At 70.6% G+C, this 12,842-nt stretch carries 10 protein-coding genes and 1 tRNA gene; 7 read left to right on the top strand and 4 right to left on the bottom strand.

All coding sequences use genetic code 11. The features are described 5' to 3' along the window. Positions 1-91: 91 nt before the first annotated feature. Positions 92-163, top strand: a tRNA-Val gene (locus ACGFR7_RS28410). Positions 164-299: 136 nt separating this feature from the next. Here the strand turns inward: ACGFR7_RS28410 and ACGFR7_RS28405 are convergent. After that, positions 300-1,025: an exonuclease domain-containing protein gene (locus ACGFR7_RS28405; RefSeq protein WP_393324840.1), complete on the bottom strand. Its 726-nt coding sequence runs from the start codon at positions 1,023-1,025 to the stop codon at positions 300-302. Between the two features lie 199 nt (positions 1,026-1,224). Here ACGFR7_RS28405 and ACGFR7_RS28400 point away from each other — a divergent pair, with 199 nt between their 5' ends. The 3 genes from ACGFR7_RS28400 (at position 1,225) to thrS (ending at position 5,072) form a co-directional block, all read left to right on the top strand. Continuing rightward, positions 1,225-1,791 carry a DUF4365 domain-containing protein gene (locus ACGFR7_RS28400; RefSeq protein WP_393324791.1) on the top strand — a complete coding sequence of 189 codons (567 nt, stop codon included), beginning with the start codon at positions 1,225-1,227 and terminating at the stop codon, positions 1,789-1,791. Next, the gene (locus ACGFR7_RS28395) at positions 1,791-2,969 is read left to right on the top strand and encodes a hypothetical protein (RefSeq protein WP_393324790.1); all 1,179 of its coding nucleotides are present in this window, start codon (positions 1,791-1,793) and stop codon (positions 2,967-2,969) included. The genes ACGFR7_RS28400 and ACGFR7_RS28395 overlap by 1 nt, the downstream gene beginning before the upstream one ends. 123 nt (positions 2,970-3,092) lie before the next feature. After that, positions 3,093-5,072 carry a threonine--tRNA ligase gene (gene thrS / locus ACGFR7_RS28390; protein WP_393324788.1) on the top strand — a complete coding sequence of 660 codons (1,980 nt, stop codon included), beginning with the start codon at positions 3,093-3,095 and terminating at the stop codon, positions 5,070-5,072. A gap of 79 nt (positions 5,073-5,151) precedes the next feature. Here thrS and ACGFR7_RS28385 read toward each other — a convergent pair whose 3' ends face one another. Further along, positions 5,152-5,793: a potassium channel family protein gene (locus ACGFR7_RS28385; protein WP_393324786.1), complete on the bottom strand. Its 642-nt coding sequence runs from the start codon at positions 5,791-5,793 to the stop codon at positions 5,152-5,154. 67 nt (positions 5,794-5,860) lie between these two features. Between ACGFR7_RS28385 and ACGFR7_RS28380 the strand changes: the two genes are divergently transcribed. From ACGFR7_RS28380 to ACGFR7_RS28370, 3 genes are all read left to right on the top strand, one after another. After that, a complete protein-coding gene (locus tag ACGFR7_RS28380) occupies positions 5,861-6,418 on the top strand; it encodes an HIT family protein (protein ID WP_393324784.1) in 558 nt (185 codons plus the stop codon). Positions 6,419-6,543: 125 nt separating this feature from the next. Then, positions 6,544-7,332 carry a polysaccharide deacetylase family protein gene (locus ACGFR7_RS28375; RefSeq protein WP_393324838.1) on the top strand — a complete coding sequence of 263 codons (789 nt, stop codon included), beginning with the start codon at positions 6,544-6,546 and terminating at the stop codon, positions 7,330-7,332. Further along, positions 7,332-8,534 carry a YncE family protein gene (locus ACGFR7_RS28370; protein ID WP_393324783.1) on the top strand — a complete coding sequence of 401 codons (1,203 nt, stop codon included), beginning with the start codon at positions 7,332-7,334 and terminating at the stop codon, positions 8,532-8,534. Before ACGFR7_RS28375 ends, ACGFR7_RS28370 begins: the two co-directional genes overlap by 1 nt. A gap of 18 nt (positions 8,535-8,552) precedes the next feature. Here the strand turns inward: ACGFR7_RS28370 and ACGFR7_RS28365 are convergent, their stop codons facing one another. Both ACGFR7_RS28365 and ACGFR7_RS28360 read right to left on the bottom strand, forming a co-directional pair. After that, entirely contained in the window at positions 8,553-10,208 is a 1,656-nt protein-coding gene (locus ACGFR7_RS28365) for a hypothetical protein (protein WP_393324781.1), read from the bottom strand. 209 nt (positions 10,209-10,417) lie between these two features. Further along, the gene (locus ACGFR7_RS28360) at positions 10,418-12,616 is read right to left on the bottom strand and encodes an elongation factor G-like protein EF-G2 (protein ID WP_393324779.1); all 2,199 of its coding nucleotides are present in this window, start codon (positions 12,614-12,616) and stop codon (positions 10,418-10,420) included. Between the last annotated feature and the right edge of the window lie 226 nt (positions 12,617-12,842).

The raw sequence follows: 12,842 nt of genomic DNA, 5'->3' as shown, positions 1-12,842 counted from the left end.
CCCCCGGGCCACGGCGGAACAGGAATTTGATGGAAGCCCCGGGCGGCCTGTATTGTTCTGCTCGTTCGCGAGGGAAGCCTCGCCGGCACCCGGGCGATTAGCTCAGTGGGAGAGCGCTTCGTTCACACCGAAGAGGTCACTGGTTCGAACCCAGTATCGCCCACCGGGATCAAGAACCGGGCCGCAAAAAGCGGCCCGGTTCTTTTTGTTGGGCCAGGGCGGCACCGTGGTGGGAGAACACCGCGCCGGGAATTTCGCCCGGTGCCTTTGCCGGCCGGGCCGGAATTGCTGATGTGGGATCAGGCCGCGGCGGGGAGTTCGGGACGCAGCGGCCAATGCGGATCAACGGTTTCGGGGTTGCCGCTGCGCTCGAACCACGCCTGCAGGCCACGCGCCTGGGCGGCGTACCAGACGGCCTGGCGGGTGTGCAGCTCCGCGGGGTGCAGCCCCTCCAGACGGTCCGCATAGCGATGGCCCAGGGCCCGGACGACGCGCAGCGCGGCGAGCGCGTCGGCGGCCGCCTCGTGGGCGTCCGTCAGCTCGACCTCGTAGTGGGCGCACAGATCGGTGAGCGTGCGGCGGCCCTTGCGATAGCGGTCCAGGTGCTTGTCGAGGACGCGGGGATCGAGGATGCGCAGCGGATGTCCCCCCAGGTAAGCGCCGAGCGAGCTGGCGCGGTGCCGCTTCAACTCGCGCTCCAGGAGCGTGAGGTCGAACGGGGCGTTCATCACGACCAGCGGGCGGCCGGCCACCGACTGGGCGGCCAGGGCGCGCGCGACCTCCTCGAGCACCGGCGCGGGCCAGCGGCCGTGCAGCGCGAGGTGGTCTCGCGTCAGGCCGTGCACCGCCGTGGCGGCCTCGGGTATGTCGACGCCCGGGTTGATCAGCCACCGGGTGATCCGGGGCGCGGAACGCGGTGTCTCCTGGACCACCAGGGCGGCGGAGACGATGCGGTCGCGCTCGACGTCTATGCCCGTGGTCTCGGTGTCGAAAGCGGCAAGCGGTCCGTCATACCAGCACGGCATCATCCCAACTCCTCGCGCTCGTGCGGGGGATGGCAGGCACACCACCCGAGCTGGTGATACCCGAGCCGCCCGGTGCTCGAACCGTCTTTGTTTGCGGACCACTTGACGCGGAGACAACCAGAGGGACGGGCCGACGCGTTCCGCCTTCTCCCCGTCATCCACCCGCACCGATCGGCACAGCCCGGAAGGCACCCCCGCGATGACGCTCGCGCAGCCCGAACCGGGCGGGCTGCTGCCCCAGCTGACCACACCGCAGCGCGGCTCACTCGCCACCACTGCGTGCATGGAGACCCTTCAGGTGGGCTACCTGCACGCGGTCGCCGCCGCCTCGGGATGTTCGCTGGCGCAGCCCTTCCCGGACAACGGAATCGACTGGCACGTCAGTCATGGCGCACCAGGCCACACCGTCGACGACGAAGTCACCATCAAGGTGCAGCTCAAGTGCACCTACCAGACCGCCCCCCGCCCGCCGGGGCCGACCTTCGCCTTCACGCTCGACAACGACCACCTGGTGAAGCTGGCCCGTACGCCCGTATCGGTGCACAAGATCCTGGTCGTGATGCTGGTCCCGCGGAACCGGGAGGACTGGCTGCGGGCCTCCCACGACCGTCTCGCGCTGCGGCACTGCTGCTACTGGATCAACCTGGCCGGTCATCCGGTGACCGGCCGGCGCAGGACCACCGTGCGGGTCCCGACCGCGCGGATCTTCGACGACCGAGCGCTCTGCGAGATCATGACGCGGGTCGGGGCGGGAGGGAGACCCTGATGTACCGGCCGACCGACGAATACGACGCGCGGCTCCTGGATCCCGCACAGCTCGATCCGGCGGTGCTCAGCGCGCTGCTGGCCCGGCACGGCTGGCGGCGCCGGGGCGGGGCCGCGGGCCACTACGCCCGGTGGACACCGCCCGGCGGCTCGGGTGGCACCAGCCTGCTGGTGCCGCACGACCGCCGTTTTCCCGACAGCGGGGAACTGCTCGCGGAGGCACTGGCGGCGCTGGCGCAGAGCTCCTCGGCCTCCGCCCGCGAGGTACTGGTGGGGCTCGCGGTGCCCAGCGACGAGGTGCGCTGGGAGCGCGAGGTGCCCGACGGCGGCTCGGGGGCCGCGTACTGGGTCGCCCAGGAGCAGCTGCGCGGTGCGGCCCGCTCGATGCTGATCGCCGGGGCGCTGGGGACGTACGGCCGGTCCGGCTACTACGGCGCCCGGCACAAGCGGCAGGCCGAGGTGTTCCTGGGCGAGGTGCTGGTCGGCCCGGCGGCGGCTGGGCGCCGGCTGACCGCGTTCGTCCCGGTGCGCGGCGGGCGCGGTGCGGTCGCCGGGCTGCAGCGGGCGCTGCACGCGGCCCGTGACGCCACCGACTACCAGCGGGCCACCGGCGGGATGGAAGCCTTCGACGCGGCCGTCGAGCTGGGGGTCTGCCATGAGCTGGTCCAGGCCCTGATCGCGCTGGTGCGGGACGCGGAGGGGGTGCGGATCGCGGTCGAGTGGTCGCCCGGCGCCGGCGCCCCGGCCGGCTGCCCGGCCCGCCCCGAACCGGTGGAGTTCTCGCCCGGCGATCTGCCCGCCCTGCAGCAGGCGGCCCAGCGCTATGTACGTGACGAGCCGTCGCTGCCCGTTCGGGTGACCGGCGCGGTGATACGGCTGCGCAGGGAGCGTCCTGGCGGGCCCGGTACCGTGCGGCTGCGGGTGATCACCGGGGCGGACGTGGTGCAGGTGCGGGTCGCGCTGGGGGAGGAGGACTACCGCATCGCCGGGCACGCGCACCTGGTGGGACTGCCCATCCGGGTGAGCGGACGGCTGGAGAGCCGCGGCGGCTTCCGCCGGATCACCGGCGGCCGCGATGTCACGCCCGTACAGGTCGACGAGGCGGAGCGGGACCGGCTGCTGAAGTCGCTGCAGGAAAACCTCGACTTCTTCGAGGAGGCGTGCGGCGCCGAGGAATAGCCGCGCCGGAGCGGCTTTCGGGCCGGGGGTGGTGAAACCGTTTCGCGGTCGGGTCCGGTGGCTCGGTACGATTCGGCTGCGCAGCAATCGCTGACGTGAAGAGACATGAGTCAGGAGAGACCGGTGTCAGACGTCCGTGTGACCATCCAACGCGATTCCGAGCGGGATGAACGCGTGGTGACCACGGGCACTACGGCCGCCGACCTCTTCCAGGGCGAGCGCAGCGTCGTGGCCGCGCGGGTCGCCGGAGAGCTGAAGGACCTGGCGTACGAGGTCGCCGACGGCGACGCGGTCGAGCCCGTGGAGATCTCCTCCGAGGACGGTCTGAACATCCTGCGGCACTCCACCGCGCATGTGATGGCGCAGGCCGTGCAGGAGCTGTTCCCGGACGCGAAGCTCGGCATCGGCCCGCCGATCAAGGACGGCTTCTACTACGACTTCGACGTCGAGACCCCCTTCCACCCGGACGACCTCAAGCGCATCGAGAAGAAGATGCAGGAGATCCAGAAGCGCGGGCAGAAGTTCGCGCGCCGGGCGGTCGGCGACGACGCCGCGCGCGAGGAGCTGGCGGACGAGCCGTACAAGCTCGAACTGATCGGGCTCAAGGGCTCCGCCGCGGACGCCGCCGAGGGTGCTTCCGCCGAGGTCGGCGCCGGCGAGCTCACCATCTACGACAACCTCGACGCCAAGACCGGTGAGCTGTGCTGGAAGGACCTGTGCCGCGGTCCGCACCTCCCCAGCACCCGTGCCATCCCGGCCTTCAAGCTGATGCGCTCGGCCGCCGCCTACTGGCGCGGCAGCGAGAAGAACAAGCAGCTGCAGCGGATCTACGGCACCGCCTGGCCGACCAAGGACGAGCTCAAGGCGCATCTGGAGTTCCTGGCCGAGGCCGAGAAGCGCGACCACCGCAAGCTCGGTGCCGAGCTCGACCTGTTCTCCGTGCCCGAGGACATCGGCTCGGGCCTGGCGGTCTTCCACCCCAAGGGCGGCATCATCCGCCGGGTCATGGAGGACTACTCCCGCCGGCGTCACGAGGAGTCGGGGTACGAGTTCGTCTACACCCCGCACGCCACCAAGGGGAAGCTGTTCGAGAAGTCGGGCCACCTGGACTGGTACGCCGACGGCATGTACCCGCCCATGCAGCTCGACGAGGGCGTGGACTACTACCTCAAGCCCATGAACTGCCCGATGCACAACCTGATCTTCGACGCGCGCGGCCGCTCGTACCGTGAACTGCCGCTGCGTCTCTTCGAGTTCGGGACCGTGTACCGGTACGAGAAGTCGGGCGTCGTGCACGGCCTCACCCGTGCCCGCGGCTTCACCCAGGACGACGCGCACATCTACTGCACCAAGGAGCAGATGGCGGACGAGCTGGACGCCACGCTGACCTTCGTCCTCGACCTGCTGCGCGACTACGGTCTGACCGACTTCTACCTGGAGCTGTCCACCAAGGACCCGGAGAAGTTCGTCGGCTCGGACGCGGCGTGGGAGGAGGCCACCGAGACGCTGCGCAAGGTGGCCGAGAAGCAGGGGCTGCCGCTGGTCCCGGACCCGGGCGGGGCCGCGTTCTACGGCCCCAAGATCTCCGTGCAGACCAAGGACGCCATCGGCCGGACCTGGCAGATGTCGACCGTCCAGCTGGACTTCAACCTGCCCGAGCGGTTCGACCTGGAGTACACCGCCGCCGACGGCTCCAAGCAGCGTCCGGTGATGATCCACCGCGCGCTGTTCGGCTCCATCGAGCGGTTCTTCGCGGTGCTGCTGGAGCACTACGCGGGTGCGTTCCCGGCGTGGCTGGCGCCGGTCCAGGCGACCGGTATCCCGATCGGCGACGCCCACGTCCCGTACCTGCAGGACTTCGCCGCGCAGGCCAAGGCCAAGGGCCTGCGGATCGAGGTGGACTCCTCGTCGGACCGGATGCAGAAGAAGATCAGGAACGCGCAGAAGGCCAAGGTGCCGTTCATGATCATCGCCGGTGACGAGGACGTCGCCAACGGCGCGGTCTCCTTCCGCTACCGCGACGGGTCGCAGAAGAACGGCATCCCGCGCGAGGAGGCGATCGCCGAGATCCTCGACGTCGTGGAGCGCCGCGCCCAGGTGTGACGCGGGTGGGCACCGGGCCCCGGAGAGCGACCCGCTCTCCGGGGCTTCTTCCTGTCCTCGTTCATGTCCCCCGTCGTGCTCATGTCTCGCCGTCCTGCCGGAAGCGGCGCAGCAGCCAGGAGGAGAAGGAGCCGACCACCGCTCCGACCAGCGCCACCCCGACGAACATCAGCGCCACCGCGACCAGCCGGCCGCGCGGGGTGACGGGCGTGGCGTCGCCGTATCCCGTGGTCGTCAGCGTCGAGCAGGCCCACCACACCGCGTCCCCGAAGGTGTGGATGTTCGCGCCCGGGGCCGCGCGCTCGTCGTGGTAGACGGCCAGGCTGGCCGCGAACCCCAGCAGTAGCGAGGTGATCCCGGTGTACGCCATCACCCGTGATTCGAGGACGAGCCGTGGATGGTCCCGGCGTCGCTGCATCCGCTCGTGCATGTCGACGATCCGCAGGGGCCGCAGCAGGGGCAGTACCGTCACGATCAGGTCCAGCCAGCGGGTGCGCAGAAAGCGCCGCCGGTCGTCGCTGAGCGCCAGCCGGGCCAGGTATTCGACGCCGAAGATGCTCCAGGTGACGACGGTGACCAGTTCCCACCAGGTCTTCCAGCCGGGGGAGAGGCCGGGGACCAGGACCCGGACCGCGTACGAGGTGAGGAAGAGGAGGGAGGCGGCAAGGAGATAGGGCTGGGCGGTTCGTTCCCAGGCCCACAGCCGCTGTTCCCTGTCCACCGGCTCAGCATCGCGGAGCGGACCGCGGTATGCGCCCCAACGACACGGCGCCAACGGGCGACGCCATATGCTGGCCCGTATGACAAGCGAGCCGGAGCAGCAGATCGGAGTCGGGACGCAGGACGCTTTCCAGCGTCTGTGGACGCCCCACCGGATGGCTTACATCCAGGGCGAGAACAAACCGACCGGCCCGGGGGCGGGCGACGGCTGTCCGTTCTGCACGATCCCCGCGAAGTCGGACGAGGACGGTCTGGTGATCGCGCGCGGCGAGTACGTCTACGCGGTGCTGAACCTCTACCCGTACAACGGCGGTCACCTCATGATCGTCCCCTTCCGGCATGTCGCCGACTACACGGAGCTGGACGGACCGGAGACCGCGGAGCTGGCCGAGCTGACGAAGCGGGCGATGACCGCGCTGCGCACCGCCTCGGGGGCACACGGCTTCAACATCGGGATGAACCAGGGCGCCGTCGCCGGTGCCGGGATCGCGGCCCATCTCCATCAGCATGTCGTCCCGCGCTGGGGCGGTGACACCAACTTCATGCCGGTGGTCGGTCACACCAAGGTGCTGCCCCAACTCCTCGCCGACACCCGGGCGATGCTCGCGGACGCCTGGCCGGCCTAAGGCTGCCGGGGCTCGCCCCGGGCCGGTGGCGGAGGCGACACGCACCCGTTCGAATCGGGTATATCTCCCTAATCCGGATTAGTTGCCTCTCTAATGGGGTGGTGACTTCCCTAGATCGCCGCTCCGTGCTGCGCGCGGCCGCCTCGGCCGCGGCCGCCGGAGCGCTGGCGTCGGGCTGCGACCCGCACCGCGACGACGACTCCGGCGCCGTACGGTCCGCCGGGCCGGGCCCTTCCGGTGCGGGCTCCAGCGGTGCGGGGCACGCGCCACCCGCCCGGGCCCGCACCGCCCGCCCGCCGGCCCGGGTGCCCGGCCTGCCCGTGCAGATCGCGCACGGGCCGCGGAACGGCCGCGGCGTCGCGCTGACCTTCCACGGCAGGGGCGACCCCACCATGGCCACCGCCCTGCTCGGCGAGGCCGAGCGGGCCGGGGCCCGCGTCACCGTGCTCGCCGTCGGCGACTGGCTCGACGAGCAGCCCGCGATGGCCCGACGGATCCTCGACGGCGGCCACGAGCTGGGCAATCACACCTTGCACCATCGCAACATCTGCGCGCTGCCGGCCGCCGAGGCCTACGCCGAGATCACCGGGTGCGCCGACCGGCTGCGCGCCCTCACCGGGACCATCGGCAGCTGGTTCCGCCCCTCGCAGGCCCAGCGCGCCACGGATCTGGTGACCGGTCTGGCCCGCAAGGCCGGCTATCCGCATGTCCTCTCCTACGACGTGGACTCCCTCGACGCGAATGACCCCGGAGCACCGGCCGTCCGGCGCACGGTCCTGGACGCGGTCGAGCCCGGCTCGATCGTGAGCCTCCACCTCGGGCACGCCGGCACGGTGGCGGCGCTGCCCCCGATCCTCGACGGCCTCCGCCGACGCGGTCTGCGCGCGGTGACGACAACGGAGCTAGTGACCTGATGGCTGACCGGAACCGTACCCACGACCGTCCCCGTCCGCGCGCGCGTCACCGGGCCGCACTGCTCGCCGTCGCCTGCGCGCTGACGGCGGCGGGCTGCGGCGGCGGCGAGACCGGGCGGGCCGGGCACAGCCCGCGGCCGGTCGAACGCGCGCCGGTCAAGGCCGCCACATCCGGCCTGCCCGGGATGCCGCCGCTGCTGGACGAGCACGACCTCTACGCGGCGGACCGGCCGGGCAAGCTCGCGCCACAGGTCAAGGACTTCCCCTCGCGGATCTACGTCCCCAACACCGGCTCCGACACGGTCAGCGTCATCGACCCGAAGACCTACAAGGTCATCGAGACCATTCCGGTGGGCGTACAGCCGCAGCACGTCGTGCCGTCCTGGGACCTCAAGACGCTCTGGGTCAACAACAACCGGGGGCACGACCTGACCCCCATCGACCCCGCCACCGGCAAGGCCGGCAAGCCCGTCAAGGTCCACGACCCGTACAACCTCTACTTCACGCCCAACGGGAAGTACGCCATCGTGATGGCCTCGATGGACCGGCAGTTGGTCTTCCGCGACCCCCACACCATGGAGGTCCGCAAGACGCTGCCGGTCAACTGCGGGGGCGTCAACCACGCCGACTTCTCGCCCGACGGGCGGTACTTCATCGTCTCCTGCGAGTTCTCCGGTGAGCTGCTGAAGGTCGACACCGAGAAGATGAAGGTGATCGGCAAGGCGAAGCTGCCGTTCGAGGGGGCGATGCCGCAGGACGTGAAGATCGCCCCGGACGGCAAGACCTGGTACATCGCCGACATGATGGCCGACGGCATCTGGATCCTCAACGGCGACACCTTCGCACAGCCCAAGCTCATGCCGACCGGCAAGGGTGCCCACGGCCTCTACGTCAGCCGCGACTCGCGCTACATGTACGTCTCCAACCGCGGCGAAGGCTCCATCTCCCGGCTCGACTTCAAGACCGGCGCCCTCATCGGCAAGTGGCACATCCGCGGCGGCGGCAGTCCCGACATGGGCGGCCTGTCCACCGACGGCAAGGTCCTGTGGCTGTCCGGCCGCTACAACTCCGAGGTCTATGCGCTGGACACCCGTACCGGCAAAACCCTGGCGAAGATCCCCGTCGGCCAGGGCCCGCACGGGCTGGCGGTCTACCCGCAGCCGGGGCGGTACTCCCTGGGGCACACGGGCATCTTCCGCTAGGGGAGACACCTCCAGGGCCTACGCGTTGTACTCGTCCGCCTTCTGCGGCTCCGCTCCCTGGATCATGCCGCTGAGCACCAGGGAACGGTTGGTGAAGCGTTCGGTGTCCACGCCGTTCTCCTTGAGGACGCTCATCGCGGCGGCGTGGACGGTGCGGAGCACCGGGGTCGCGGCGCGCAGCGCGTCATCGGCCATGAAGCGGTGGCGCCAGGGCTTGTCGGCCCAGACGTGCCGCAGGCCGAACGGCTCGGGGAGGGTCAGCTTGCCGCCGAGGAAGTCCAGGACCGGCGGGAACCAGGTCAGCGGGGCGCGCGCGGCGAGCCGGACCACCTCCTGCGGTTCGATGAGCGGGAGGTGCTGGGTCTTGGTCTCCCAGAACTTGATGACCTTGGCGACGTCCTTGGTCTTGGGCTCGGGCTTGGTCGTGAACAGGCCGTTGACCGGGCCGAGGGCGTGACCGGTCACCTCGATGCGCAGGGTCTCGTGCAGCACCGTGACGGTGATCATCAGGGTGATCACCAACTGGCCGTCCCACAGCACGAACTGGACGCCGAGGTAGTGGCGGTTGCCGCTGCCGAACTGCTGCTCGTTGCAGATCCGCTCTATCTCGTGCCCGCGGATCTGGTACGCCTCCACATGGCTGCCCTCGGGGCGGCTGACGGCGGCGGCCTTCTCCCCGACCGGCGAGACGATCCAGTGGCGTACGGACGGTGTGGGGAAGCCGCCGGTGTGCAGCGGACTGCGCTCCAGCAGCCGCAGCTTGTCGTGGATCGCCCGGATCACGTCCCAGCTGCGGAACGGGTGGATCTCGCTGCCTTCCTGCGCCGGGATGAGCTCCTCGGCGAGCTGCCAGCTGCCCCAACGGGTGCCCATGCCGAGTATGCCCTTGGGGCCGGCATAGAAGACGACGTTGCTGCTCTGCTCGGCGGAGATCTTGGCGAGGTTCTGCCGGAGGGTTTCGGCGGCGATCTGGTTCGGGTCCTGCGGCACCGCCTCGGGGATCTTCGCGGCCACGCCGCCGCCCTCCAGCAGCCCCTTCCAGGACTCCCGCATGGCCACCGCGGTCTTCTCACAGATCTGCTTGGCCAGCCACCAGCCGATCACCGGAGCGACGACCATGGCGCGGGCGTACAGCGGCCAGAAGCCGGTGAGCGGCAGCCTGATCATGAAGAACAGGCCGACGCCGGCCAGCACCGTCAGGAGCAGCCCGCCGAGCAGCGAAAGCCCCTTGCCCGCACCGTCCTTGGAGAGCATCTTCCGCAGCTGGAAAACGCCCAGCCACACCAGCACCCCGGGCAGGAACAGCACCCCGAAGAGCACCATCAGCACCGTCAGCTTGGCGTCCCGCTGCTTGCGGACACGGGTGGCGGACAGGCAGTGCTCGACGATGGTCTGCGGCTCGGTCCCGAAGGACTGGATGAGCGCGGCGCGCCCGCCGCCGAGCATCCGCACCTGCACGGCACGCGAGAACGCCTCGCCGAGATTGGGCGCGAACAGCGACAGCTTGGGCTTGTTGATCGCGGACTTGCCGGAGTCGGAGTCGGCCTTGGAGATATCGGCCAGCGGACTGTCCCGATAGGCGGCCGAGGCCAGTGCCTGGGTCGCCGCCGTCTGCCCGGCGCTCCCCGAGAGCGGGACCTGCGCCCCGGGACTGAAGTCAAAGCCGTCTGCCACTACCGCCCCCACACCCCACGCATCCGATGATGCGGCTCTTCCCGACTTCCGCCGACGGCACACCTGCTGAGAGCCAGTGTTCGAGCCCGTGACCTCGATTTCTGCCGTCGGCCCCCCGAGGCAACGGCAGGAACTCAGCGTACAGCCGCCGGCCGGCCCAGGGGAGTTGAGCCGGACAGCGACCGCTCCAACGGCTGATCCGCCGTTGACTATGCGCCGTTCTCGGCTTGTTCCCGCCACTTGTCGGCGAGCTGCGGCGGCATCGGCTCATGCCGCAGGTGAGCGCGGGAGAACCGCCCGGTGCCGTGCGAGAGGGAGCGCAGATCGACGGCGTACCGGTCGATCTCGATCTCGGGCACCTCGGCGCGCACCACCGTGCGCCCCGCCCCTGACTGCTCCGTGCCCACGACCCGGCCCCGGCGCCCCGACAGATCGCTCATCACCTGGCCGACGAAATCGTCCGGAACCATCACGCTCACCTCGGACACCGGTTCGAGGAGATCGATCCGGACGTCACCGGCCGCCTCGCGCAGCGCCAGCGCGCCCGCCGTCTGGAACGCGGCGTCCGAGGAGTCGACCGAGTGCGCCTTGCCGTCGAGCAGCGTGACGCGGATGTCGACGAGCGGATGCCCGGCGGCGACCCCGCGCTCGGCCTGGGCGCGTACCCCTTTCTCCACGGAGGGGATGAACTGCCGGGGTACCGCGCCGCCCACGACCTTGTCCACGAACTCGATGCCGGAGCCGCCCGGCAGCGGTTCGATCTCGATCTCGCAGATCGCGAACTGGCCGTGTCCGCCGGACTGTTTCACATGGCGTCCACGGCCCGCGGCGGGGGCGCCGAAGGTCTCCCGCAGCGACACCTTGTGCGCAACGGTGTCCACCTGGACGCCGTAGCGGGCCCGCAGCCGCTCCAGCGCGACATCGACATGTGCCTCGCCCAGACACCACAGGACCACCTGATGGGTGTCCTGATTGTGCTCCAGGCGCATCGTCGGATCCTCCGCGACCAGGCGGGCCAGGCCCTGCGACAGCTTGTCCTCGTCGGCCTTGCTGTGCGCCTGGATGGCGACCGGCAGCAGCGGGTCGGGCATCGTCCAGGGCTCCATCAGCAGCGGGGCGTCCTTGCCGGACAGGGTGTCGCCGGTCTCGGCGCGGGTCAGCTTCGCCACACAGGCCAGATCGCCGGCGATGGCCTTGGGCAGCGGGCGCTGCTGCTTGCCGAACGGGGTGGACAGCGCCCCGACCCGCTCGTCGACGTCATGGTCCTCGTGCCCCCGGTCCTCCAGCCCGTGGCCGGAGACATGCACCATCTCGTCCGGGCGCAGGGTGCCGGAGAAGACGCGTACGAGGGAGATCCGGCCGACATACGGGTCGGAGGAGGTCTTGACCACCTCCGCCGCGAGCGGCCCGTCGGGGTCGCAGCTCAGCGCCGGGCGCGCGGCGCCGTCCGGGCTGGTCACGGCGGGTGCCTCGCGCTCGGCGGGGGTCGGGAAGCCGCCGCTGATCAGCTCCAGCAGCTCCACGGTGCCCATTCCCTGTTTGGAACCCTCGGCGGCCGGGGCGGCGGCCAGTACGGGGTGGAAGGTGCCGCGGGCAACCGCCGTCTCCAGGTCCCCGATCAGGGTCTTGACGTCGATCTCCTCGCCGCCGAGGTAGCGGTCCATCAAGGACTCGTCCTCGCTCTCGGCGATGATGGCCTCGATGAGCCGGCTGCGGGCCGCCTCGATCCGCGGCAGCTCGTCCTCGGTGGGGGCGCGCTCGGTGCGCTCGCCGGAGGAGTAGTCGAAGACCCTCTGGGTGAGCAGGCCGATCAGGCCGTGCACGGGGGAGTGGCCGTCGGCGCCCGGTGTCCCGTACAGCGGGAGGTAGAGGGGCACGACGGCGTCCGGGTCCTCGCCGCCGAACGAGGCCCGGCAGAGCTCGGTCATCTCGTCGAAGTCGGAGCGGGACGCCTCCAGGTGCGTGACGACCAGCGCGCGCGGCATGCCGACGGCCGCGCACTCGTCCCAGACCATCCGGGTCGCACCGGCCACCCCGTCGGCCGCCGAGACAACGAAAAGGGCCGCGTCCGCCGCGCGCAGACCGGCCCTGAGTTCCCCGACGAAATCGGCGTATCCGGGGGTGTCCAAGATATTGATCTTGACTCCGCCCCAGTCCACCGGGACCAGGGAGAGCTGTACGGAGCGTTGCTGGCGGTGCTCGATCTCGTCGTAGTCGGACAGGCACCCGCCGTCCTCGACCCGGCCCGCCCGGTTGACCGCGCCGGATGCCAGCGCGAGCGCTTCGACCAGGGTGGTCTTTCCCGATCCGGAGTGGCCGACCAACACCACATTCCGCAGGGCCGTGGGCTGGTCGGCCGTTGGTGCCCTGCCGGCGGCTCGCGGGTGTGTACTCGATTTCTCGCTCATGTGTCTCGCCTCCAGGTCGACACTTTGCGGTGATTCGAGCTTTCCACCGAGGCCATGCCGCGTCCATACATGGCACACGGCGCCGGTGCTCCCAAGGGTCCCGTAGCGGCGCCCGGCGGGGCCCGCGGGCGCGCCCACGGGCGCGCGGCGGCGTCCCCGAGCCGTGGGATGCGCTCCGCGCCGCGATGCGTTCGTGGTGGCCCAAGACCTCCTGGCTACGATGGGC

The organism is Streptomyces sp. NPDC048516, assembly GCF_043199875.1.
GTDB lineage: Bacteria > Actinomycetota > Actinomycetes > Streptomycetales > Streptomycetaceae > Streptomyces.
The sequence above is the reverse complement of the archived record's forward strand: the minus strand, read 5'-3'. Positions and strand labels throughout refer to the sequence as shown.